Annotated in this window: 19 protein-coding genes; 16 read left to right on the forward strand and 3 right to left on the reverse strand. The window is 62.2% G+C overall.

Features of this window, described 5'->3' with window-relative positions; genetic code table 11:
• The first annotated feature begins 233 nt into the window (after nt 1–233).
• From V8P77_RS11760 to V8P77_RS11800, 9 genes are all read left to right on the forward strand, one after another.
• On the forward strand, nt 234–1,004 hold the full coding sequence (locus V8P77_RS11760) for an aspartate/glutamate racemase family protein (RefSeq protein ID WP_335912823.1): 771 nt from the start codon (nt 234–236) through the stop codon (nt 1,002–1,004).
• Nucleotides 1,005–1,037: 33 nt separating this feature from the next.
• The gene (locus V8P77_RS11765; RefSeq protein ID WP_335912826.1) at nt 1,038–1,955 is read left to right on the forward strand and encodes an ABC transporter permease; all 918 of its coding nucleotides are present in this window, start codon (nt 1,038–1,040) and stop codon (nt 1,953–1,955) included.
• Complete coding sequence (locus V8P77_RS11770; protein WP_335912828.1) at nt 1,955–2,758, forward strand: ABC transporter permease; 804 nt, start codon at nt 1,955–1,957, stop codon at nt 2,756–2,758. Before V8P77_RS11765 ends, V8P77_RS11770 begins: the two co-directional genes overlap by 1 nt.
• Nucleotides 2,759–2,805: 47 nt before the next feature.
• The gene (locus V8P77_RS11775) at nt 2,806–3,909 is read left to right on the forward strand and encodes an ABC transporter substrate-binding protein (protein WP_033183206.1); all 1,104 of its coding nucleotides are present in this window, start codon (nt 2,806–2,808) and stop codon (nt 3,907–3,909) included.
• A 67-nt stretch (nt 3,910–3,976) separates the two neighbouring features.
• Nucleotides 3,977–5,041 carry an ABC transporter ATP-binding protein gene (locus tag V8P77_RS11780; RefSeq protein WP_335912832.1) on the forward strand — a complete coding sequence of 355 codons (1,065 nt, stop codon included), beginning with the start codon at nt 3,977–3,979 and terminating at the stop codon, nt 5,039–5,041.
• Between the two features lie 85 nt (nt 5,042–5,126).
• The gene (locus tag V8P77_RS11785; protein WP_335912833.1) at nt 5,127–6,668 is read left to right on the forward strand and encodes a hydantoinase/oxoprolinase N-terminal domain-containing protein; all 1,542 of its coding nucleotides are present in this window, start codon (nt 5,127–5,129) and stop codon (nt 6,666–6,668) included.
• Between the two features lie 7 nt (nt 6,669–6,675).
• Nucleotides 6,676–7,764: an S-methyl thiohydantoin desulfurase family protein gene (locus tag V8P77_RS11790; protein ID WP_335912835.1), complete on the forward strand. Its 1,089-nt coding sequence runs from the start codon at nt 6,676–6,678 to the stop codon at nt 7,762–7,764.
• A gap of 4 nt (nt 7,765–7,768) precedes the next feature.
• Entirely contained in the window at nt 7,769–8,857 is a 1,089-nt protein-coding gene (locus V8P77_RS11795; RefSeq protein ID WP_028742496.1) for an S-methyl thiohydantoin desulfurase family protein, read from the forward strand.
• Nucleotides 8,858–8,929: 72 nt separating this feature from the next.
• On the forward strand, nt 8,930–11,680 hold the full coding sequence (locus V8P77_RS11800) for a helix-turn-helix transcriptional regulator (protein ID WP_335912838.1): 2,751 nt from the start codon (nt 8,930–8,932) through the stop codon (nt 11,678–11,680).
• Between the two features lie 145 nt (nt 11,681–11,825).
• On the opposite strand, the gene V8P77_RS11805 is transcribed toward V8P77_RS11800, so the two are convergent.
• The gene (locus tag V8P77_RS11805) at nt 11,826–13,055 is read right to left on the reverse strand and encodes a flavin monoamine oxidase family protein (protein ID WP_335912840.1); all 1,230 of its coding nucleotides are present in this window, start codon (nt 13,053–13,055) and stop codon (nt 11,826–11,828) included.
• 99 nt (nt 13,056–13,154) lie between these two features.
• Here V8P77_RS11805 and V8P77_RS11810 point away from each other — a divergent pair, with 99 nt between their 5' ends.
• Nucleotides 13,155–14,696 carry a cation:proton antiporter gene (locus V8P77_RS11810; protein ID WP_335912841.1) on the forward strand — a complete coding sequence of 514 codons (1,542 nt, stop codon included), beginning with the start codon at nt 13,155–13,157 and terminating at the stop codon, nt 14,694–14,696.
• 88 nt (nt 14,697–14,784) lie between these two features.
• Here V8P77_RS11810 and V8P77_RS11815 read toward each other — a convergent pair whose 3' ends face one another.
• Complete coding sequence (locus V8P77_RS11815; RefSeq protein ID WP_335912843.1) at nt 14,785–15,843, reverse strand: LacI family DNA-binding transcriptional regulator; 1,059 nt, start codon at nt 15,841–15,843, stop codon at nt 14,785–14,787.
• A 241-nt stretch (nt 15,844–16,084) separates the two neighbouring features.
• Here V8P77_RS11815 and V8P77_RS11820 point away from each other — a divergent pair, with 241 nt between their 5' ends.
• The 6 genes from V8P77_RS11820 (at nt 16,085) to fba (ending at nt 23,004) form a co-directional block, all read left to right on the forward strand.
• Nucleotides 16,085–17,068, forward strand: coding sequence for an autoinducer 2 ABC transporter substrate-binding protein (locus tag V8P77_RS11820; RefSeq protein WP_129417506.1), 984 nt, complete (start codon nt 16,085–16,087; stop codon nt 17,066–17,068).
• A gap of 126 nt (nt 17,069–17,194) precedes the next feature.
• Nucleotides 17,195–18,709, forward strand: coding sequence for a sugar ABC transporter ATP-binding protein (locus tag V8P77_RS11825; protein ID WP_335912846.1), 1,515 nt, complete (start codon nt 17,195–17,197; stop codon nt 18,707–18,709).
• A complete protein-coding gene (locus tag V8P77_RS11830) occupies nt 18,702–19,733 on the forward strand; it encodes an ABC transporter permease (protein WP_335912847.1) in 1,032 nt (343 codons plus the stop codon). Before V8P77_RS11825 ends, V8P77_RS11830 begins: the two co-directional genes overlap by 8 nt.
• Complete coding sequence (locus tag V8P77_RS11835) at nt 19,730–20,716, forward strand: ABC transporter permease (RefSeq protein WP_335912848.1); 987 nt, start codon at nt 19,730–19,732, stop codon at nt 20,714–20,716. Before V8P77_RS11830 ends, V8P77_RS11835 begins: the two co-directional genes overlap by 4 nt.
• 11 nt (nt 20,717–20,727) lie before the next feature.
• Nucleotides 20,728–21,576, forward strand: a complete 849-nt coding sequence (locus V8P77_RS11840) for a sugar phosphate isomerase/epimerase family protein (protein ID WP_335912849.1) — start codon at nt 20,728–20,730, stop codon at nt 21,574–21,576.
• Between the two features lie 363 nt (nt 21,577–21,939).
• Entirely contained in the window at nt 21,940–23,004 is a 1,065-nt protein-coding gene (gene fba, locus V8P77_RS11845; RefSeq protein ID WP_151520169.1) for a class II fructose-bisphosphate aldolase, read from the forward strand.
• A 7-nt stretch (nt 23,005–23,011) separates the two neighbouring features.
• On the opposite strand, the gene V8P77_RS11850 is transcribed toward fba, so the two are convergent.
• Complete coding sequence (locus V8P77_RS11850; RefSeq protein WP_335912852.1) at nt 23,012–24,763, reverse strand: glycerol-3-phosphate dehydrogenase/oxidase; 1,752 nt, start codon at nt 24,761–24,763, stop codon at nt 23,012–23,014.
• Nucleotides 24,764–24,772 lie beyond the last annotated feature (9 nt).

Genomic DNA, 24,772 nt, shown 5'->3' on the forward strand with positions numbered 1-24,772 from the left:
CATGCCGGTATGCGATGCCTCCAGAATCGGCAGATCGACAAGTATTTGTTTTTAAATACTTTTTTCTAAGTATCCCTATCCATTCGGATAGGTTCACTGCCATCCGTACCGGCCGATGACCCATCCAAATCACTTCCGCACCTACTCATTTCCGAACTTCCAAGCCGGGGCGGACTGCGGCACCGTAAGCCCATGAATTGCCCAGAGCGAATTGCGCATCAAGGAGGCCGGCCGTGCAGGATAGCGTCGTAGAAATTCGCGTGGTGTCACCGATCGTCACCAAAGGATTTCGCAAAGTCGCCGATCTCCGGGCGTTAGAATATCCAGGCATCAAGGTCAGTCACTCACAGATCACGGCTGGACCGGGATCGATCGAGAGCGAGTTCGAGGCTGCCCTCTCGGTGCCAGGAACGATCGCCGAAGTGATCAAGGCACAGAATGAAGGTGTCCATGCCATCATCATTGACTGCATGGGCGATCCGGGTCTCAGGCCGTCGCGGGAAGCCGTGACGATCCCGGTGCTCGGCCCCTGCGAGACGGGCATGCATCTTGCGGCGATGCTCGGCCACCGGTTCTCCGTCCTCACCGTCATGCGCCGGCTGCGCGCATCCTTCGAAAATACCGCGGCAGTCGCCGGCCTTTCGACCAAGCTCGCCTCGGTGCGCAGCGTCGATATTCCCGTTCTTGAACTCGAGGAGGACCTCGACCGGACGAAGGCGATGCTGATCAAGGAAGGCATCCGCGCGGTCGAGGAAGATGGCGCCGAGGCGCTCGTCTTCGGCTGCACCGGCCTGATGGGCTGCGCCTTCGCCTTGCGCGAGGGGCTTCTGGCGCGTGGGATCGACGTGCCTGTTGTCGACCCCATTCCCGCCGCCATCTCGGTTGCCGCAGCGCTGGTGCGCTCGAACCTTGCCCACAGCAAGCTGACTTTCCCGCAGCCGCCCGAAAAACAGCTGCTCGGTTACGACTATATTCATCTGCCCATGCCGCTTGCGGCCGAATGAGAGAACGCTGGACGTTCCATTGAGAGGACAGAGATGGCGATTGCGCAAACGGACACCATGACACAAACGGAAAAGCGGAAAGGATCGACCGCTGCCCTTCAGGATTTCCGCCTGTGGTGGCTGGTCATTCCCGCGTTCCTCGTCTTCCTCGTCTTCTTCGTGATCCCGACCGCGTCGCTGTTCGGGCTCGCCTTCAACAAGTCCGTCGCCGGCGTCATCGCCCTCAACAGCCAGATCACCTTCGACAATTTCGTCCGCATCTTCACGCGGGCGAGCTATTATGAATCGATCCTGCGTTCGATCTGGATTTCCGCCATCGTAGGCGCCGCCGGGCTGTTCTTCGGCTATCCCCTCGCCTACGTCATCGCGAAAACCGTGAAGCCGCGCCGCGCCACGCTTTTGATGATCCTCGTGCTCTCCTCCATGCAGCTCGACATGGTCATCCGCATGTACGGGCTGATGGTGCTGCTCGGCGATAACGGCCTCATCAATGGATTTCTCTTGAGGGTCGGGGCAATAACGACGCCGCTGCCGCTGATGTACAATGTCTTCGGCGTCATCGTCGGGCTGGTGCAGATCACCTTGCCCTTCATGGTGCTATCGCTGATCGGCATCATCAAGGCCATCCATCCTTCGCTGGAGGAGGCGGCGCGCAGCCTTGGCGCCTCGCGCTGGCACGCCTTCGTCACCATCGTGCTGCCGCTCTCCATGCCCGGCATCCTCGCCGGCACGCTTCTGGTCTTTGCGCTTTCGATCAGCTCCTACGTCGTGCCCGCTTTGATGGGCGGTTGGAAGGTGATGGTGCTGCCAATCCATATCTACCAGCAGATTGCCGAGGTCGGGCGCTGGCAGTTCGGCGCCGCCATTGCCGTGGTGCTTTTCGTGACGAGCATCGCAGCCGTTGCAGTCTATCACCAGGCGGCGGTCAGAACCTCGGGAGGGCGCACCTGATGCGTGAAGAATCCGCCATCCCCTTTGCCTTCAAGGCCATTTCGCTGCTGTCGCTGGCGATCCTGCTGGTGCCGGTCTTCATCGTGGTTCTTGCCGGCCTGAACTCGGGCAACTACCTGACCTTTCCGCCGGAGGGCCTGTCGCTGCGCTGGATACAGGCCTTTTTGACTTCGCCGGTATTCCTCTCGGCCTATGGCGTTAGCTTCATGATCGCGCTGGTCTCGACGCTGATCTCGACCGTGATCGGCACGATGGCGGCGATCTATCTGACACGCTCGCAGAGCCGTACCTCCAGCATCCTGCGCGGCTTCTTCATGCTGCCGATCGTGCTGCCCGGCGTGGTACTCGGCCTTGCCCTCTATGTCTTCTACGTGACCACGGGCATCGGCCTTGCCCGCACCATGCCGGGGCTGATCATCGGCCACGTGATCGTCACCTGCCCCTTCGTCATCGCGACGGTGACGGCGGCGCTGGTCGGTTTCGACCGCTCGCTGGAGGAGGCCGCCCGCAGCCTTGGCGCTTCGCCCTTCACCGCCTTCCGGCTGGTAACGTTGAAGATCATCGGACCGGCGATCTCGGCGGGCACGATCTTCGCTTTCATCGTTTCGTTCGGCCAGTTCGAAGTCACGCTGTTCCTTTCGACGCCGAACCTGCAGACGCTGCCGATCGCGATGTATGTCTCGATGCGCTACCAGTTCGAGCCGACGGCTGCCGCCGCGGGCATCTTCGCCATCGTGCTCGTTATTCTCTCCACCGTGCTGACTTCCAGACTCGTCAACCTGAAACGCACCTTCGGGGGGTGAATACCGCCACGCCGTCACATCAACGATAGAGCAAAAAGGGGAACTTCATGACTGAGAAAACGACAGGGCATACCCGCCGCACGATCCTGAAGATGGGCGTCGCTGCCACAACACTGCCCCTGTTCAACATCAATCACGCCTGGTCGCAGGATGTCGCCTTCGACGGCAAGGTCTTCGATGCCGGCGGCGCGGTGCTGCGCGTCGGCGAATGGGGCGGTCCCTGGGGCGAGCTGGTCAACAAATACCTGCTGACCGATTTCCAGAAAGAGTTCAACTGCAAGATCGAGTATGACTCGACCTGGCCCTGGTTCCCGAAATTCGTCGCCGGCGGCGCCGAGAAGCCGCCGCTCGACATCACCAACTGGAACCTGCCGGAGATGTTCAAGACGGCAAAGGCCGGCGATTTCTTCCTGAAACTCGACGAACTGCTGCCGAACGTACCGAACGCCAAGAACCTGTGGCCCTTCGCCACCGCCAACGGCGTCGGCGTCACATGGGCCTTCAACCAGTATGGTTATGCCTACCGCACCGATCTGGTTTCGCCGCCGCCCTCGTCGTTCAAGGACCTCTGGAAGCCTGAATTCGCCGGCAAGCGCGGCACCTACATCACGTCTAACACGCTGCAGATGGACTTCTTCCTCGTCGCCTGCGGTATCTTCGGCAAGGATCAGTACGATCTTGATGCCGGCTACGAAGCGATGAAGGCGCTGATGCCCGCCAAGATCTCCGATTTCACCGGCAACATGCAGACACTGATGGACCGCGGCGAAGTAATAGTCGCCGTGCTCGACGATGCCGAGCCGATGCAGGCCCGCGACAAGGGCGCGCCTTTCGCCTTCTGGTACTGGACTGAACAGCAGCCGATCCTGACGCAGACCTATACGATCAGCCGCTACGCCGAGCCGATGCAGAAGAAGCTCGCCTTCGCTCTTCTCGACCGCGCCCTCGATCCGACCTTCATCGGCAATATGGGCAAGGAATTCTACCTGCGTCCGACGGTCAGCAACGCGGTCCTGCCCGACAATCTCGCCAAGGCCGGCGTCGTCAACAGCGCCGACGCCATCAAGGGCTTCTGGGTGCCGGACTGGAATTCCTACCTCGAAAACGAAGACGACATCGTCGAAACCGTCAACGGCATCTTCGCCAGCTGATGCCGCAGCAGCGGGCGGCTTCCACGCCGCCCACTGCTCACCTTCATAACAGGAGAGCCTTCGCCGCATGTCCGATATCCATCTGAAAAAGCTCGCCAAATCCTATGGCGACAGCGTCGCGGTCGCCGGCATCGACCTGCATATCGCCGAAGGAGAGTTCTTTTCTCTTCTCGGCCCATCGGGATGCGGAAAGTCGACGACGCTGCGGATGATCGCCGGCTTCGTGCCGCCGAGCGGCGGCGAGATTCTGATCGGCCGCGACGACGTGACGAGATTGCCGCCGGAGAAACGTGCCATCGGCATCGTGTTCCAGAACTATGCGATCTTCCCGCACATGAACGTTGCCGACAACATCGCCTTCGGCCTGAAGCTCCGGAAGCTGCCGAAGGAGGATATCCGCAAGCGCGTCACCGCCGCGCTGCGTCAGGTCGGGCTTTCGGGATATGAGGAACGCTTCCAGCGCCAGCTGTCGGGCGGCGAGCAGCAGCGCGTCGCCCTTGCCCGCGTGCTGGTCACGGAGCCCCGCATCCTCCTTCTCGACGAGCCGCTGTCGGCGCTCGACAAAAGCCTCAGGGAGGAAATGAAATACTGGATCAAGGATCTACAGAAGAAGCTCGGCATCACCACCGTCTACGTGACCCACGACCAGGATGAGGCCTTGACGATGTCAGACCGCATCGGCGTCATGCAGAAGGCGCACATCGTCCAGGTCGGAACGCCCGAGGAAATCTACGAACGGCCAAAGACGCTGTTCGTCACCACTTTTATTGGTCATTCGAACGTGATCGACGTCACCGTTGGCGCCAATGACGAGCAAGGCATGACGGTGCTGCTGGAGGGAGCCGTGTTGCCGACGCGGGGTCCCGAGGGCCTGGCCGCCGGGCAGGCGGCAAAGCTGGTGGTTCGACCCGAGAACGTCATCATCGGCCCCGACAGCTCATCCGGCGTCAGCCTCCCTGCAACCGTTCTCAGCGAGACCTACCAGGGCGCGCTGGTGCGCTACCGGCTGGCCGTCGGCTCGCAGGAGATCGTCGCCGAGCGCCAGAACCAGTCCCGCACCGAACGATTTTCCCCGGGTGCCGCCGTCACGGTCGGCTGGGACCCCGACCGATCCGAGGCGCTCGTCGCCTGAAGCCAACACGGAAACAACGATCATCGCCAGCACCGGAGCCATCCGCCCCGGCGCCACGGCCAAGCATATTCTCACGGAGGTCATGATGCGTATTGGAATAGATGTGGGCGGCACGAATACCGATGCTGCCCTGATGGACGGCTCGCTGGTGCTCGGCGCATGCAAGAGCCCGACCACCAGCGATGTCGGCTCGGGCATTGTCGCCGTGTTGAAGCAGGTGCTGTCTATGACAGGCGTTTCGGTCGCGGAAATCCAGGCGGTGATGATTGGCACGACGCATTTCACCAATGCCGTCGTCGAGCGCAAGCGGCTGCTCGAAGTCGCGGCCATCCGGCTCGGCCTGCCGGCGACCAAGGCGCTGCCGCCGATGACCGACTGGCCGAAGGATCTGGCCGACACGCTCGGCCGCCACACTTTCATGGTGCGCGGCGGCAACGAATTCGACGGCCGCAAGATCGCGCCGCTCGATGAGTCCGAGATCCTGCGCATCGCTGGTGAAATCCGCAGCCGAGGCCTCACGGCGGCCTCGATCACTTCGGTGTTCTCGCCGGTAACACCCGACATGGAGCTAAGGGCAGCAGAAATCCTCGGCAACGAAGTTCCCGGCCTGTCGATATCGCTCAGCCATGAGGTCGGCCGCGTCGGTTTCCTCGAGCGCGAAAACGCGTCGGTGATGAATGCGTCGCTCGCCGACCTGTCGCGCAAGGTCGTCAACTCCTTCCGCAACGCGCTGAAGGAGCTTGCGATCAATGCGCCCTTCTATATCAGCCAGAACGACGGGACGCTGATGGTGCCTAATTACGTCGAGCGTTATCCGGTGCTGACATTCGCCTCCGGCCCGACCAATTCCATGCGTGGCGCGGCGATGCTTGCCGGCGAAAAGGAGGCGATGGTCGTCGATATCGGCGGGACCACGTCGGATGTCGGTATGCTGATGCAGGGCTTCCCGCGCGAATCCGCCGTCGCCGTCGATATTGGCGGGGTCAGAACCAATTTCCGCATGCCCGACGTGCTCGCCATCGGTCTCGGCGGCGGCTCGATCGTGCGCGACGACGGCGCCCGCATTGGCCCGGATTCGGTCGGCTACGAAATCACCTCCCGCGCCCTGATCTTCGGCGGCGATACCCTGACCACGACAGACATCATCGTCGCGGCCGGCCTCGAGGATATCGGCGACCGTTCGCGTGTCGCTCGTATCCCGGCAAGGACGATCGACACGGCGCTCGATGCCATCCACCGCATGGCCGACGAGGCCGTCGACCGGATGAAGACGAGCGCCGAGCCCCTGCCGGTCATCCTCGTCGGCGGTGGCTCGATCCTGATCTCGCGCGACCTGCCCTCCGCGTCGCGCGTCATCCGCCCCGAGAACGCTTCCGTTGCCAATGCGATCGGCGCGGCGATCGCGCAGGTCGGCGGCGAGGTCGACCGCATCTTCTCGCTCGAAGGCACTTCCCGCGACATCGTGCTTGGCGGGGCCAAGAAGGAAGCCGAAGAGCGTGCCGTCAAGGCGGGCGCCGAGGCCGGAACGGTCAAGATCATGGATATCGAGGAAGTACCGCTCGCCTATCTGCCGGGCAGTGCGACGCGCATCCGCGTCAAAGCCATCGGCGATCTCGTGATCGGATGAGGATCCTATGAAACTCAACAGTCAACAACTTTGCGACCTCGCCGTCGGCGCGGCATTTCTCGGGACCGGCGGCGGCGGCGATCCCTATGTCGGCCGGCTGATGGTCCAGCAATGCCTCGACGAAGGCCTCGAGGTGAACATCATCGACCCCAAGGAACTGGCCGACGACATGCTGGTCATTCCGACCGCCATGATGGGCGCGCCGACCGTGCTGGTCGAGAAGATCCCGAGCGGCGAGGAGGCGATGTTCTCGTTGCAGCGGCTCGAACGCCATCTCGGCCGCAAGGCGCAGGCGACCATGCCGATCGAGATCGGCGGCATCAACTCGACGATCCCGCTCGTCGTCGGCGCCCGCCTCGGCCTGCCGATCGTCGATGGAGACGGCATGGGACGCGCCTTTCCCTTTCTCGAAATGGAGACCTTCGGCGTCTATGGCGTGTCCGGCAGCCCGATGGCCGTCAGCGACGAATATGGCGATTGCGCCATCATCGAAGCGGTTGACAACCGCCAGATGGAATGGCTTTCGCGCGCCGTTGCCATCCGCATGGGCGGCTGCGCCTATATCGCCGAATATGCAATGTCGGGCGCTGACGTAAAACGCACTGCCATTCCGAACACGCTGAGCCTTGCCATCCGCATCGGCGAAGTCCTGCGCAACGCCAAAAGCTCGCACGAAAATCCGATCGAAGCGCTGCTTGGGTTTCTGCCTTCGACGCTCTATCGCTATGGGCGCATCATCTTCGGCGGCAAGATCATCGATGTCATGCGCGAGACCAAGGCCGGATTTTCGATCGGCCGCGTTACGATCGGCGGGTTGCCGCCCTTCGGTTCGACCATGGAGATCGAGATCCAGAACGAGAACCTGATCGCCCGCGTCGACGGCAAGGTGAAGGCGATCGTGCCCGATCTCATCTGCATCATGAACACGGAAACGGCCGAACCCATCACCAGCGAAAACCTGCGCTACGGACAGCGCGTCACCGTGCTTGCCGTTTCCGTTCCCGAAATCATGCGGACACCGGAGGCGCTCGATGTCTTCGGCCCTGCCTGCTTCGGGCTGAAGGAACCCTTCATTTCCATCGAAGAGATCGGCTGAACACATGGCAATCATCACCAACGAGGATATCGACGATCTGGCGGTCGGCGCGGCCCTTCTCGGCACCGGCGGCGGCGGCGATCCCTATATCGGCAAACTCATGGCGAAAGCGGCGATCGAACGCCACGGTCCTGTCGATCTTCTGCCGCTTGACGACGTGCCTGACGGCATCGAGGTCGCCGCCTGCGGCGCGATGGGGGCGCCGACGATCCTGATCGAGAAGATGCCGAGCGGCGAAGAAATCGGGCTTGCGCTGAGGGCCTACGAGAAACGTGTCGGCAAGGCGATGGGGGCGATCATCCCCTTCGAGGCCGGCGGCATCAACTCAATGGTGCCGATCATGCTGGCGGCGGAATGCCGGCTCCCGGTTATCGACGCGGACGGCATGGGCCGCGCCTTTCCGCAGCTCGAAATGGAGACTTTCAACGTCTACGGCGTGCCTGCCGCACCCGTGACCGTCGCCGACGAGCAGGGCAACGTCGTCATCATCGAGACGGAAAGTGCGGCCAAGGCGGAATGGCTCGCTCGCGGCGTGACGATCCGCATGGGCGGCCAGTCCTACATCGTCAATTACGGCATGGATGGCCGCACGACCCGTCGCGTATCCGTTCCCGGAACGATGTCGCTTGCCATCGGCATCGGGCGTACCATCCGGCTGGCGCTTGCCGCGCATCGCGATCCGCTCGCCGACCTGATCGAATTCTTCTCCGGAACGCATTACGAGACCGCGCGCCTTCTGGCCTCGGGAAAGGTGGTCGACGTCTCGCGGCGCGAGCAGAACGGCTGGTCGGTCGGCGTCGTGACGATCGAACCTTTCGACACAAGCCGCAGGCCGGTGCGCATCCAGATCCAGAACGAGAATCTGGTAGCCGAGGAAGACGGCAGGGTGCTGGCGATCGTGCCGGATCTCATCTGCATCCTCGAAGCCGATACTGCCGAACCGATAACCACCGAACGCCTGCGTTATGGCCAGCGGGTCAACGTGCTTGGCGTCAAAGTGCCGCCGATCATGCGCACACCGGAGGCATTGGACGTCTTCGGCCCCGCCGCCTTCGGCCTGACGCAGAATTACGCACCGCTCGAGGCCGGTTAGATCTGGGCTGGCACGGGATATGCTTCTTAAAGCTCGCTAGTTAGGATGGTCGAATGAGCGAGGCGTTTTTGGATGCATCACAGTCGTTCCGAAGGCAAAACTGCAAGTCGCTCCGGCGGTGGTGAACTGAAGACGCTAGGTTCCCGTTTTCGCCCGCCGCGCATGCTGTTCACCGCCATCGACCGTCCCTTTCCCCTTTCGAAGATCCGCGACGGTCTGGCGCGCCAGATCGTCGTCGTCCATGCACCGTCCGGCTTCGGCAAGACGGCGCTGCTCAAGGCAGGATATGAGGCAGTCACTTCCGGCTCCGATTATTTTCAGTCGCTGTTCGATGGCGGCGTCGGTCATTGCGGCTGGATCACACTGGACCCCGCGCATGGCCGGCCTGCCGAACTGCTAGCCGATCTTTGCCTGGCGCTCGGCATACGCGCTCCACAGCCTCCCGCCTCCCTGCGGGAGCTGTTCGACATCGTCGCCGACCGGGAAAGCGGCGCAATCCTGTTTATCGACGAGCTCGATATCGCTTCCTCACCCGACGCGCAGGCTTTCCTCGACGGATTTTTCCTAACCGCCCCCGACAATCTGAGGATCGTCTGCGCATCGCAGCAGAAACTGCCGCTGCCGCTCGCTCGCCTCAGGGTGCGCGGCCTTGTCACGGAGATCAACGCCGTCGACCTTGCCTTCAGCCGCAACGAGATCCGCAGCCTGTTTCCACGCAACATCAACACCGGCGACGTCGCAAATTTCGTACGCGCCACCCGTGGATGGCCGGCCTTGACGCAGATCGCGCTCGGCGTGATGGAGAGCGGCGGTACAGACGAGCGCAACAGGCTGCTGGCCGGAGAGCATCCCGATCTTTTCCGCCATATCGACGAAGCGATCCTGCGTCCGCTGTCGCCGGCGCTTCGTCGAACGCTGCGCGTCACCTCGATCCTGGAGGAATTCCCGCTGGAGCTGGCAAGCCATCTCTCCGGCACCGATCTGCAGGCAGATGACCTTCGGCTGCTCGAGGATATGAGCCCGCTGATCGAAAAGAGCCAGACCGGTGCGGCCTGGTACAGGCTTCATCCGATCGTGCGGAAGTGCCTGACGACCGAGCTTGCAGGTGATCCCCAGATCGACGAGGCAACGCTTCACTCCATGGCAGCGATCTGGTTTGCCGAGCGCGGGTTCCTGGAAAGAGCCGTTGCGCATGCGGCGCGTGCCGGCAATTTTTCGCTCGCCGCGCAGACCATCCGACAGGCCGGAGGCGTCAATCTCTTCATCCGCGCCGGCCACACTGTGCTCGAACATCTGATCGACGACCTGCCCGCTGGCGTCATCCACGAATCTCCGAGCCTGTCACTGTGTTACGTGCTGGTCCTCGCGAAGAAGGGGCACATCAAGACGGCGCGCGAGCGGATGGAAGCGATCAAGCAAGGCCGGGCCCTGCATGGCGACGAGTTCCTGACGATCGAGGCATCGACGCTCCATCACATCGACGGGCTGGTCGATATCTATGAGGATCTTCATCTCGACGATGCTCAGATCCTGCATCTCGAACGAATGGCATCAGGTTTTTCGCCGCAATCGACCTGGGAGCTCGGCTGGATCTACAACCATCTGTGCATCGCCTATACCAGGCGCGGCAATCTCGACCTCGCACGGCTGAGTGCCTTGAAGGCATTGGCCTATTATCGCGAGGAAAAAACGGCCTATGCCCAGATCTTCATGCTGATCCATCTGGGGCTGGTCAATACGCTCGCCGGCAACTTCTCGGCGGCGCTGACTTTCTGCAGGGAGGCGCAGGACCTGATCCAAAGCGCGCAGTGGACCGACGTCAATCTCGAAGCGATATGCCGGGTGGCGACGGCGGATGTTCTCTACCTCCAGGGCGAGATAGCGCTGGTCGAAAGGACACTTGGTGAGGCCGTTACTCACGTGGTTCATGGTGAGGGCTGGGTCGATATCTATTCCCGGATATTTTCGCTGCTGGCCCGCAGCCGGCTGCGGCTGAGCGGTCTCGATCTGGCAATGGCAGCGATCGACAAGGCGGAAGAGGTCGCCGTCGAGCGCGCGCTGCCGCGCCTGAAGATTGCGGCCGACATCATGCGGGTCGATATCTTCTCGAAGACCGGCCTGATTGAATCGGCGGTGCTTCTGGCCGAGCGGCTGGTTTCATCTCTGCGCGATCCAGAACTCGGGCGCTTCTGGACATGGCGCGAGGAAAGCGATTTCCTCGTCGCACAAGCGCGCCTTCTCAAAGCCCAGGGACGACCAGGCGAAGGGCTAGCCAATCTGGAGATCGTGATGGCGCGAAGCCGCGCGAACGGCAGCGGTTATCACCTGCTGGCGGCGGAAATCCTGGCAACGGTTGCCGCCTGGAACGACGGCCGGCATACCCAGGCGCTCGAATATTTCCAGTTTGCGATCGCGCGCGCTCGCTCGCACGAGGTGACCCAGCTCTTCGAGGACGAGGGACTCGAATTCTCCACGGTCGTACGAGCGATCGTGCGGCGTTTCGGCCTGAAGGTTTTCAGTGCCGATGCCGTCGACTTCATCGGTCGCATAGTTGGCCAGGGTGAAAAAAGCGTCTTCGGCAAACCCGCCGATAACGGCCGCCGGATAAAGGGTCCTCTTGCTTGCGGCAAAAGTCTTCTCAGTCAACGCGAGCAACAGGTCCTGCTCTGCCTGCGCGAAGGTAAGAGCAACAAGGAAATCGCCCGCGCGCTCGGGCTTTCCGAGCCTACGGTAAAATTCCACCTTAAGAACGTGTTTTCTAAACTGGGGGTAAGTCGCCGGGCAATGGCACTGGCGGTTTCAGCTAAATTGAACCTTCGATAGCACGACGAAAAGCCAGCACTGTCAGCATAAGCGATCTATAATCCACGCAAGACAACCCGAACTGGGCAACCATGAAATTCTGCCAGCTGGTGATGGTCGGCCAGTGGTATCGGTGCGCCGAGGGTCACGAGTTCACCCTTCCATATTATGTGGGTGGCAGAACAGCTGCGGCCTGGTCGGCGGCCCGCAACCCGCTTTCCCATGCGCCATGCGCGGTGGAAAAGTCGGATTGGTGCGTCGCCTCGCCGGCGAAAAACAGCCGGTCGCCGACCGGGCGCGCCAGGACTGCGCGTGCGCCCGCATGGCCGGGCAGTGCATGGCTGTAGGAGCCGCCTATCCAATCAGCACGACACCAGGAAGAGGCTGCCAGCGGCCGCAGGTGGCGGCGGATGTTGCTGCCGAGCAGTGATGAAAGCTGGTCGAGTGCGAAGGCAAATGCCTCCACCAAACCCGCGCGCTCGATGACGACAGCGCCGTTTCCGCCGAAGAAGCCTTCGACGACGGACCGGCCGAATGGCCGGATATAATAGCTGCCGGTCTCGGCACTTTGCGGGTCGCCGAGCAGATGGGTTTCCGGCTCGAGACCATGATTACCATGGAGTTCCAAAAACAGCTTGTCGGCGAGGCCAAGCGGCAGCTGACTCGCGGCATGGAGGTGATCGTCGGCCTCCGGGTCGAAGATAATGGCTCCGCCGGCCAGAACGGTGCTCGATGCCGTGATGATCGCGGCACCCGATGTGACAGGACCGCGGTCGGTCTCCAGACGGATGCCGTTTCCGGTCATTGCCACGCGTCGAACGGGAGTCGAAAGGCGCAAGGCCACGTTCGGAACGGCCGCGCTGATCAGACTTCCATAGCCTTCGTGCACCCGCCAATTGGTGTCGGTCGCAGCACTGTCATAGGCAAGAAAGTCAGAGACCGACAGCCGATCCAGCGATGCGCCGTTCAGATATCCGCTGAGCGACTGGCAGTAGGCGTTCCATTTGCCGCCCGGCTCCAGCGCGTCCGACGCCCTGTCGCTCGCGGGGGGGCTGGCCCGCATACGCTCTCCAAGCGCCCTCCAGGCCCCCGCCGCCGCCGCGCGCTCATCCTGCGTGAAACCGAGATCGCGCCACTGGCTTTGCCACGCCGTAGTTCCGCGCTCGATGTTGAACCCGGCGGCACGGCCGATGGCGACGAGAGGATTGCGCTCTGCAGAATGCAGCCAGCCGCACCCCATATCCAGCGGCATTCCGGCGAGTTCGATTGTCCAGGCTCGTCCGCCAACGCGGGTGCCGGCCTCCAGGATGATGACCGAGCGTCCGGTATCGGCTAACCTTTTTGCTGCCGCAATGCCGGCCGCGCCGGCGCCGACAATCGCAACCTCGTAGTCCATCGCCATCCCCGCCGCTGCGTCAGCAGCTTGATACGACACAAGCTTTACATCGGGGCTGCACCCGCTTCAATGTGCTCGAAAGCCTGCTAGTATGCCGAAATGACGTTCTTCGAAACACTTGTTGCATTGCTGGCGGTTGCCATCCTGTTGCTGCAGGTGACGCGTCGCACGCGCCTGCCCTACCCCGGCATTCTGGCTGCCGCCGGCGTCGCCGTGGCGATGCTGCCCGGCGCGCCCACGATCCCGATCGATCCGCCGACGGCGCTCGCTTTGTTCATCGCGCCGGTCCTTGTCGACTCGGCCTATGATTTTCCGGTCGGCGCGGCGCGGCGCATGCTGCTGCCGCTGTTCTTCTATGCCGTCGTTGCCGTTCTCGTCACGACAGGCGTGGTCGTGTCGATCAGCATGCTGACTGTCGGGCTTCCGATTGCGGTTGCAGTCACACTCGGCGCAATCGTTGCGCCGCCCGATGCCGCAGCCGCCACGGCGGTCCTTTCCAATTTGCCCGTCGCGCGCCGTGTGGATGCCCTGCTCAAGGGAGAAAGCCTGTTCAACGATGCGACCGCGCTGCTGCTTTTCGGGGCCGCGCTCACTGTCCAGGCGCATGGTGGGCTGGATGCCGGGACGGCGCTTCAGGTGGGGTTCGCCGCACCTGGAGGAATCCTGTTCGGCATCGCCTTCGGCTTTTTCGTCTCACGGCTTCGGCCGATAACCGAAAACACAGTCGGCGGGACCCTGCTTCAGTTCGTCTACGCTTTTTCGACCTGGCTGATTGCGGAACATCTGCACCTGTCGGCTGTCCTTGCCACAGTAGCGAGCGCAATGACGATCGCCACCCTCTCTTCGGTCGAGGATTCGCCACGGATGCGGGTGCATTCCTTCGCGGTCTGGACGACGGTCGTCTTCCTGTTGAACGTGGTGGCTTTCCTGCTGATGGGGCTGCAGGCGCGTCGCATCCTCGAGACGATGTCGGCTGAAGAGCTTCAGCGGGCGATGGGATTTGCCGCCATCGTGGTGGTCGGCGTTATTCTGGCGCGCATGGCGATGGCGTTCCTGCTTCACGCCGTCGTCGCGTTTCGCCACCGAAGAGGTCATGAATTGGCGCCTTTCACATCCGGCGAGACCTTGCTGGTGGGTTGGGCCGGTATGCGCGGCCTCGTTACGCTGGCGACCGCCTTCGCGCTCCCCGCCGACTTTCCGGAACGAGACCTGGTCGTGCTCACGGCCTTCTCGGTGGTGCTCGCAACTCTGGTCATCCAAGGGGCGACCTTGGCACCGATGATCCATCTCCTGAAACTCGGTCGGCAGGCAGAAGTCCGCGATGAACTCAAGGCGGCCCGAAGATCACTCGCCGAAGCCGCCTTTCAGCGACTTGAGAAGGAAGACGGCACTGAGGCCGAAGCGATCCGGACGATCTGCAAGGAACATTGGGCCGCATCAAGCGATGCAATCAAGACTTCGCCGCTCGATCGCCGCCGCGACCTGACGATCGCCGCCGTTCTCGCTGAGCGCCAGCGCCTCGAGGAATTGCGCGACACGGACCAGATCGGCGCGACGCAATATCTCGAGCTGCAGGAAGACCTGGACTGGAAGCAGCTTTCCGTCGGCTCGGATGAAGATCGCCGCATCACAGAAAGCTAGATCCGATAAGGCAGTTGTCGATGCCACACGATCGGCATCAAAGAGTCCGTTCTTCGTCAGCCCAGCGTGTCTCCGGCGAGGCAGGACGCTACTCGATATCCTTCAGTGCATCGAGTGGGCCGGTCAGCGCCGTGCGTGGGGGTACGAGAGTCGGCCGCACCAGATGTGTGATTGGTGGGCCGCGGTCTGCATCGAGGATCGCAAACCCCTTGGTAATCATCGCCTCGCTGTCCTGCCGGATCATGAAAACCGGGAAAGGCAGGAAGGAGCCGAACGGGTCGTAGTCGTAGCAGCCGACGATGATATCGGCGAAGGTCTCGTGCGGATGCAGGGCGAGAAAGCGCATCAGCCCTTCGAGGTTGATCGAGGAATTGACGAAGAATGCGCGCGGCAGCTTTCCATGGCCTTCGTAGAAGGCTTCGAAGGCGCGGGCAGTCATGGCGGGTGAATAGCCGGTCGGCTGGATGCAGACGTCGGGATCCGCGCCCAGCAATGCGCGCTTTACGTCGCGGAAACCGCGAATTCGCTCATGGCTGGCATGGTCGTTGCGGCCGCCGAACAAGTAGAGATCATCAGGTGAAAGCGGGCCATCCTCCTGCGCGCGTTCGATGATTGCCTGTGTCAGCATGCGCGCCCCTTCATAATTGTCGCTGATGATCGACGGCGCCAGCGTGCCCGGCAGATCGATGTTGACGTGCTTAAGCCCTGCCTTTTCGCAAACCTTGTGCACGCCATCCGGATCGGTTGCGCCGGCGATGAAAAGCTCGTCGATCGAATAGGAGATCAGCGTCTCGACGACCTTGCGCTCCTCCTCCGGATCGCGACAGGCACTGACGACGAGAGGGCACTGGCCGCGGCTTCTGACCTGTGCCTCGAAAGACTGCGCCATGGAGGAGAAATAGCGGTTGTCGTGCACCGGCAACAGAAGACCGACGAGGCCGGAGCGGGACGAACGCAGGCCACGAGCCTGCAGGTTCGCCGTATAGCCGTGCTCGTTTGCCAGATTCTGGATGAGCTGCGCCGTCGCCTCCTTGATACGCCGCTTCCGCCAGCTTCCGTTCAGTACGGCGCTGACGGTGGAAGCCGACGCACCCGATAGGATCGAGAGATCGTAGATGGTCGCCTTCTTCTTGCTGATGTTTGCCATATCTCGCCTTTCCGCTGTCGTTCCTTAGAAACAAACCCCTCTTGACGAAAGCCCTGCCTTGATCGATAGTCATTGCACCATCGATTGTGCAGAAAAGAAAGATCGATTGTGCAAAGATGGTTCGCCGGAGGAGGCGGATGGGAGGCAAGGGTTTTCCCTCGCCAGAAGCAACCAGGAAAAACCTGCCGCAACCCGGCCGGTGGTCGTCGTTCGTATGAGCGACCTTTGAGGAGGAGTGAGGATGAGGAGCCTTATCGTAGCGGCGTTTGCCGCATCGCTGTCGCTTGCCGGGGCGGTGGTCGCGTTTGCGCAGGACGCGCCGAAGGTCGGCGTTGTCGTCAAGATCGGCGGCATTCCCTGGTTCAACGCGATGGAAGCCGGGATCAAGGAACAGGGCCAGAAACTGGGGGTCGATGCCTTCATGATCGGCCCGACCAGCGCCGACCCGGCGCTGCAGGTGCGCGCCATCGAGGATCTGATCGCCCAGGGCGTCAAGGTCATCGGCGTGGTGCCCAACGATGCCAAGGTGCTCGAGCCCGTGCTCACCAAGGCGCAGGCCGCCGGCATCAAGGTCATCACCCATGAGTCGCCCTCGCAGAAGGGCGCCGACTGGAATTTCGAGCTCGCATCGGCCACCGGCTTCGGTGAAGCGCATGGCAAGCTGCTCGCTGAAAAGATGGGCGGCAAGGGCGAATATGCCGTCTTCGTCGGTTCGCTGACCGTGCCGCTCCACAACGCCTGGGCGGATGCCGCAATCGCCTATATCAAGGCGAATTATCCGGACATGAAGCTCGTCGGCGAGCGCTACGGCGTGGCGGAAGACGTCGACAAGAGCCGCTCGACGGCGCTCGATCTCATTGCCGCGCATCCGGATCTGACCGGCTTCCTCGCCTTCGGCAGCCAGGGTCCGATCGGCGCTGGGCGCGCCATCGAGGAACGCCGCAAGACGGGCAAAATCTTCGTGCTCGGCCCGTTCTCGCCCGGCCAGGGCCAGAAGCTGATCAAGTCCGACGCGATATCGGGCGGCTTCATGTGGAATCCGAAACAGGCCGGCGAAGTCTTCGTCACGCTCGCCGATCGCCTGATCAAGGGCGAGAGCGTCAAGGAAGGTGATGACATTCCGGGTCTCGGCGTGATCAAGCCTGTTGGTAACGACATCATCGTCGATCAGCTACTGCCGATCAACAAGGATACGGTCGACGACCTAGCCGCAATGGGCCTCTGAAGAGGCCCCCTCCCCGGGTGTCGGGCCGGTCGATAGGGACCGGCCCGACGTTCGGGAAAAAGAGCGGTTTCCGGCCATGGCTGGACCATTGACTTTTCATGGCATTCGACTGGACAGGCAACCGGCATGAGCATGGCAACGGATGATGGTGTGAAGGCCCAGCCGCTTCTTTCGCTTCGCGGCATCAACATGACATTCGGCGGTGTGAAGGCGCTAAAAAACGTCTCCTTCGAAGTCTTGCCCGGCGAAGTGCATTGCCTGGCCGGCGAAAATGGTTCCGGCAAGAGCACCCTTATCAAGGTGATATCCGGCGTCTATCGGCCTGCAGACGGCGCCGAGATTGTCTTCGACGGTGAGACGATATCCCACATGACGCCTGCCATGGCCCAGTCCCGCGGCATCCAGATCATCTGGCAGGACCTCGCGCTCTTTCCGGAAATGAGCGTCGCGGAAAACATCGCCTTCCAAACCCTTTCCGGTTCGCGCCCGCGCTTCGTCAATTATGCCGCGATCCGCGGAATAGCCGAGGAAGCACTCGCCCGGCTCGGCGTCACCCTCGACGTCGACAGACCCCTCAAGGATTTCGCCATCGCCCAGCGCCAGATCGTCGCCATTGCCCGCGCGCTGGTCGGAGAGGCCCGGATCGTCTTCATGGACGAGCCGACTGCCTCGCTCACCCAGTCGGAGACCGATCATCTGCTGGCGATCGTGCGCACGCTGTCGGCTTCGGGCGTTGCCGTCGTCTTCGTCAGCCATCGTCTTGCGGAAGTGCTGGACATCTCCTCGCGCATCACGGTGCTGCGCGATGGCGCGCTGGTCGGGGTCTATCCGGTGGAAGGCATGACCCAGTCTGACATCACCGAGCAGATGACCGGACGCACCTTCGACCAGAACGTTCGCGCCCGCGACGTATCGCGGAACCCCGTTCTGCTCTCCGTCAGCAAGCTGTCCAGGCCCGGCGAGTTCGAGGACATCTCCTTTGACCTGCGCCGTGGCGAGACGCTCGGGATCACCGGCCTGCTCGGCTCCGGGCGCACTGAACTTGCGCTGACGCTGTTCGGCATGCGCCGGCCCGCCGCCGGCACGATCGTGCTGGAGGGAAGAGCGGTGCGCTTTGCCTCCAACCGCGAGGCGATCGCATCAGGCGTCGCCTATCTCTCCGAAGACCGCCTTTCGCTCGGTCTCAACCAGCCGCAATCCATCGCCGACAATCTGGTCATGGCCTCGCTCAACCGCATCCTGAGCGGCCGGCTCATTTCGCCGGAAAAGAAGAGCTCGCTGGTCTCGCGCTGGATCGCCGATCTCGGCGTCAGGATCGGCAGGCAGGACGATGCGATCTCGACGCTTTCGGGCGGCAACCAGCAGCGCGTCGCGATCGCCAAATGGCTCGCCACCGATCCAAAGGTGCTGATCCTCGATGCGCCCACGGTGGGCGTCGATGTCGGCGCCCGCGCCGGCATCTTCGAAATCGTAGCGCGCCTTGCCGAGGCGGGGCTTGCGATCATCCTCATCTCGGACGAGGTGCCGGAGGTCTATTTCAACGCCGACCGCATCATCCATATGGAAAAGGGCCACATCGCCGGCTGGTACAATCCGCGCGCGACCACACTGAAGGACCTGGAGGCGGCGGTCTATGCGTAAGCTGTTCCTGGCCTATACGACGGAATTCGTGCTGTTTGCCGTCATCATCGCGATGAGCATCGTCCTGGCCTTTACAACCGATCGTTTCTTCACACTCGGCAACGCCTTCGACCTGCTCAATATCAGCGCGGTCAATATCATCTTCGCCGTCGGCCTGCTGGTGGTGCTGATATCAGGCGGCATCGACATCTCCTTCGCCGTTGCCGCCTCGATCGTGCAATATGTCACTGCACTGGCGCTTGAGCGGATCGGCGGGGGCGGCTGGGTGTCCGGTTTGCTGATCGCGGCCGGTATCGGCATGGTGCTCGGGATGATCAACGCCTTCCTGATCCACCGCTTCCGCATCATCTCGATCGTCGCGACGATTGCGACCTTCAACGTCTATTTCGGCCTGCTGATGTTCTTCACCAAGGGCGTGTCGATCTACAATCTGCCCGACTGGCTGACGAGCCGCGTCATCATCTACGAGCGCGAAATGGCCGATGGGAGCTGGGCTGAGATCACCTTGCCGGTTGCCGTCATGGCCGTCTGCACGCTTGCCACCTGGCTCTTCATTACCCGCACGACCACCGGCCGGCAGCTCTATGCCTTCGGCGACAATCCGGAAGGCGCGCGCCGCTTCGGCATCAATATCGGCGCCATGCAGTTCATCGCCTTCGGCTGGCTTGGACTGATGGCAGGCATCGCCGGTCTCATGCAGGCGCATTATGCGCAGGAGGTCGTGCCGAACGCACTCTATGGCCGCGAGCTCGATGTCCTGGCTGCTGTGGTGCTCGGCGGCGCGCGGCTAGGCGGCGGCAAGGGCTCGGTACTCGGTTGCGTGCTGGGTGTGCTGCTCGTCTCGAGCACCCAGAACGGCCTCAACCTGATGGGCGTCTCGCCCTTCGCCTTCAAGATGATCGTCGGCGCGATCATCCTCGTTGCGATCACCTTGTCGAGCGCCCGCATCGGCAATCTGGTGCCGGTGTTTGCGACCCGCAAATTGACCGGCGGCAGGCCTGCAGACAGGGGAGAGAACCGATGAACACGCTCGCCGCCCGCTTCAACGCCATCTTCGGGGCCGACATGGCCGGTCCCCTCGCCGCGCTGGCGGCGGTGCTTGTCGTCTTCGCTTTCGCCTCGCCGCATTTCCTGACGGGCGCGACCTTCGGATCTGTCGCCTTTCAGCTTCCCGAGCTTGGCGTTCTGACGCTTGCCATGCTGATGCCGATCCTCACCGGCGGCCTCAACCTTGCGATCACCTTCACCGCCAACATCGCCGGCCTGACGCTCGCCTGGACGCTGCAGGCCAATGGCGGCGTCGATGCCGGCCCGGGCGCCTTCCTGCTCGGCTCTGCTCTGGCGCTTGCCGTCGGCGCGGCAAGCGGCCTGGTCATGGGCCTGGTCATCGCCTTTACCCGCGCCCATCCGATCCTCGTTTCGCTGTCGATGATGATCTTCCTGCGCGGCCTCGGCGAGTTCCTGACACGCGGCGGCGATATTTCGGGCTTCCCCACCTTCATCGCCCCGATCGGCCACGGCAGCATCCTCGGCATCCCCGTCCCGTTGCTGGTCCTGATCGCCTGCGTCATCGCCAGCCACATCCTGCTCTCGCGCTCCAAGCTCGGCTTTTCCACCTATATGATCGGCTCCAATATCGAGTCTGCCCGCTATTCCGGCATCAACACCCGCAAGGTCCTGGTGCTGGTCTATATGCTCTCCGGCGTGATGGCGGCGGTTGCCGGCATCATCATGCTTGCCCGCTTCAATTCGGTGCGCGTCGGCCACGGCGAGTCCTACCTGCTGATCACTGTGCTTGCCTGCTTCCTCGGCGGCATTAATCCCTTCGGCGGCTTCGGCCGCGTCCTGCCCGTCTTCGTGGCGCTCATCGTGCTGCAGCTTCTCTCTTCGGGGCTCAACCTGCTCGGTGCCAACCAGCATCTCACCACTGCCGTCTGGGGCATCCTGCTCATCGTCGTGATGGTGCTGCGGTGGTTCTCGGCCAAGTTCATCAAAATCGTGAAGTAGGAGATACGACCATGGAAGGTTTCGGCGTTCACACCAGCATGTGGACCATGAATTGGGACCGCGCAGGCGCCGAGAAGGCGATTGCCGGAGCCGTGCACTACAAGATGGATTTCATCGAGATCGCGCTGCTCAATGCGCCTGCCGTCGATGCCAGGCATACCCGCGACCTGCTTGAAAAGAACACGCTGCGCGCCGTCTGCTCGCTCGGCCTGCCGGAACATGCCTGGGCTTCCGTCCGTCCGGATGCAGCGATCGAGCACCTGAGGGTCGCGATCGAAAAGACCGCGGAAATGAGCGCCGAGGCGCTCTCCGGCGTCATCTTCGGCGGCATCGGCGAGCGCACCGGCCTGCCGCCGACGCAAGGCGAATACGACAACATCGCCAAGGTGCTCGACGCGGCGGCAAAACATGCTAGGAAGTACGGCATCCAGCTCGGTGTCGAGGCCGTGAACCGCTATGAGAACCACCTGATCAACTCGGCGCAGCAGGCCGTTGACATGGTGGAGCGTGTCGGCGCGGATAATATCTTTGTCCATCTCGATACCTACCACATGAATATCGAGGAAAAGGGTGCGGCAAACGGCATCCTGATTGCCCGCGATCACCTCAAGTATATCCATCTTTCCGAGAGCGACCGAGGCACGCCGGGCTACGGCAATATTCCGTGGGATGCGATCTACGGCGCGCTCGCCGCAATCGGCTTCAAGGGCGGACTTGCGATGGAAAGCTTCATCAACATGCCGGTTGAGCTAGCCTATGGCCTGGCCGTCTGGCGCCCCGTTGCACGCGATATGGAAGAGGTCATGGGCAAAGGCCTGCCGTTCCTGCGCAACAAGGCGGAACAATACGGTCTCATCTGACCCGGTTTGCCGGATATTGCCCATTCGGTTGCATCAGCCTTTAAAATCGAGGCTGATGCTGGCCGTCTGCCATTGGTCACAAGCCACAACCGCGCGGCCACATGGGTGCCTGGCTGAAGAGATCTCGCCATCGCCGGCAAGGACCGTGACGGCGGCCCGCCTCTTCAGTGCATGCCTGAATTTCATTCGGCCGGGGCAGGCGAAATATCATACTCGTTGTGATATTGTTATTATTGCTTGTTACATTCCTCCTCCTATGCCATTTTGCCTATTAAAATAAGACGCTTGAACGGCTCGCGCCCGGGCTCTAGTTTCGAAGAGATGGCGGCATTTCGTTCGACCATCGATATGGGGAAATCTTGGATGGCACGCATTACGCTGAGGCAACTGCTCGACCATGCTGCGGAGGAAGGCTACGGCGTTCCCGCTTTCAACATTAACAACATGGAGCAGGCGCTCGCCATCATGGAGGCCGCCGACGCGTGTCAGGCGCCGGTTATCATGCAGGCGTCGCGCGGAGCCCGCGCCTACGCCCATGACATCATGCTGAAGCACATGATGGATGCCGTCGTCGAAATCTATCCGCATATTCCGGTCTGCGTGCATCTCGACCATGGCAACGATCCCTCCAACTGCATGACGGCGATCCAGGCGGGCTTCACCTCGGTGATGATGGATGGTTCGCTGCAGGCGGACGCCAAGACGCCCGCCGACTGGGCCTATAATGTCGGCGTCACCAAGATGGTGACGGATATGGCGCATTTCGGCGGCATCTCGGTGGAAGGCGAACTCGGCGTTCTCGGTTCTCTGGAGACCGGCATGGGCGAGGCCGAGGACGGCCACGGCGCCGAGGGCAAGCTTTCGCATGACCAGCTGCTGACCGATCCGGACGAGGCTGTGAAGTTCGTACGCGAAACCAAGGTCGATGCACTTGCCATCGCGATGGGCACATCGCATGGCGCCTACAAGTTCACCCGCAAGCCGGACGGTTCAGTGCTGGCGATGAACGTTATCGAAGAAATTCACCGTAAGCTCCCCAACACGCATCTCGTCATGCATGGCTCGTCCTCGGTCCCGATCGAGCTGCAGGAGATCATCAACAAGTATGGCGGTCAGATGAAGCCGACATGGGGAGTGCCGGTCGAGGAAATCCAGCGCGGCATCAAGAACGGCGTGCGTAAGGTCAATATCGACACCGATGGCAGAATGGCGATGACCGGTCAGATCCGCCGCGTGCTGCAGGAGGACCCAAGCGAGTTCGACCCGCGCAAATATCTGAAGCCGGCAATGACGGCGCTGACCAAGCTCTGCAAGGAGCGCTTCGAACAGTTCGGCACTGCCGGCATGGCCGGCCGCATCACGCCCCTTCCCGTTTCGGAAATGGCGAAGCGTTATAAATCCGGTTCCCTCGATCCGGCTTTCTCTTGAACCTAAGTTAGCCTGAGACCGGGCGTGCGGCCTTTTCCGGCTGGGCAGCGGCAGGCTTGCCCGTCAGCGTTTGGCCGTGGAAACGGCTCAGCTGGCTGACAACCTCCTCGACTTCGCTTGCCGTGCGTTCGGCACTCCAGCCGAGCGCTGCCCCGGCAACGCCGGCAATTTCCCGCAAGCCTTCCAGCGTCAACCGGCCCTCGATCGCGAGCGTCGTGCGGCGCATCACGATGTCCGACAGATGGACGACGATTTCGTTCCGGGCGATCCAGTCGATCTCCCGGAGACTGTAGTGCGGCGCACCCGTCAGGCGTTGTTCGTCGGAATAGCTGGAAGCAGAAGAAAGCAGGGCCACAGCCGTCGTGCCGTAGCGGCCGAGCAGTTCGTCGGCACGCTCGGCAGCAACGCCGCTGCGCGCCGCGGCATCGCTGATCCAGGCGTTACGCTGCTCAGCATCCGCCGGAAAGGCCTTGCCGCCGCCGATCGCCAGATAGCGCGTCGACTGGCTGCGTCGGCGCTGCAGCCGGGAGAGAACGGTGTCGGCGACCTCTTCCGCAAAGCCGCGGAACGTCGTCCACTTGCCTCCGACCAGCGAAATGACCGGAAAAGGTCTGCCGTCGTCGGGTTCCTTCACCGGCGCGGAGTGGTCGCGGCTGATCAGCCCCGGTGCGGTCGCATCCGATGCCGGCAGCGGGCGGATGCCGCTATAGCTGTAAACGATCTGATCGCGATCAAAGCGAAGCGTCGGCAGCAGCGAGCGGATGCTTTCGAGGAAATACTCCGTTTCGGGCTCCTCGCAGGAGACATTGTCCGGATCACCTGCCGGAATGTCGGTCGACCCGACCAGTGCCAGCCCGAGATAGTCGTAGACCAGGCAGATGCGGCCGTCGTCGGCCTCGAAATAGATCATGTGGCCGTTGAGGCTTCGCACCAATTCGGGATGGTCAAGCAGGATATGGGAACCCTTCGTGCCGCCGATCAGCCGCGATGGAGCGCCGAGCAAAGTGTTGACCTGATCGATCCAAGGGCCTGCCGCATTGACGACCAGCTTGGGAGCGACGCTGAACTCGCGACCATCAGGCTGCAGGAAGGTCAAACGCCCTTCTGAAACGGCGGCCAGTGTCGCGAAATTCCCCGCGAGGCTCCCCGCATTCGCATCGAGACCATCACGCACGAGCTCATAGACGAGCCGCTCCGGCCTGCTGATCTTGGCATCGTAATAGATGCCCCCGGCGACGATGGCGGGGGTAATGTGCGGCATCTCCCTGCGCGCCTGTTTCTTCAGGATCAGCCGGTGGCGCGGCATGACCTGGTCGCGGGAACCGAAGAAGTCGTAGAGCCGAAGCCCGATCTTGATGAGAACTGCACCACGGCTGCGTGGCGCTGTCTTCGACCCGAAGAGCGTCCTGATCGCTGCCCAGATGCCGCGGGTCCAGGAAAAGACCGGAATGAAGGTCGGCAGCGGCTCGACGCAATGCGGCGCGTTCTTCAGCAGGAGGTTGCGCTCAAGCGTCGACTGCGCAACCAGTCCGAACTCACCCGTTTCCAGATATTTCAGGCCGCCGTGAATGAGCCGCGATGGTGCGGCGCTGGTGCCGGAGCCAAAGTCGGCCTTGTCGACGATCAGGCAATTGACACCCTGTAGCGAGAGGTCGCGGAACAGGCCGACGCCGTTGATGCCCGCCCCGATGATCAAAACGTCGATATCGTTCTCGCCGAGGTTCGAGAAGCGCTGCTGCAAATCGGGGGTCATGCTCATCGTCCTAAA

Source organism: Rhizobium aouanii, from assembly GCF_037002925.1.
Taxonomy (GTDB): Bacteria; Pseudomonadota; Alphaproteobacteria; order Rhizobiales; family Rhizobiaceae; genus Rhizobium; species Rhizobium aouanii.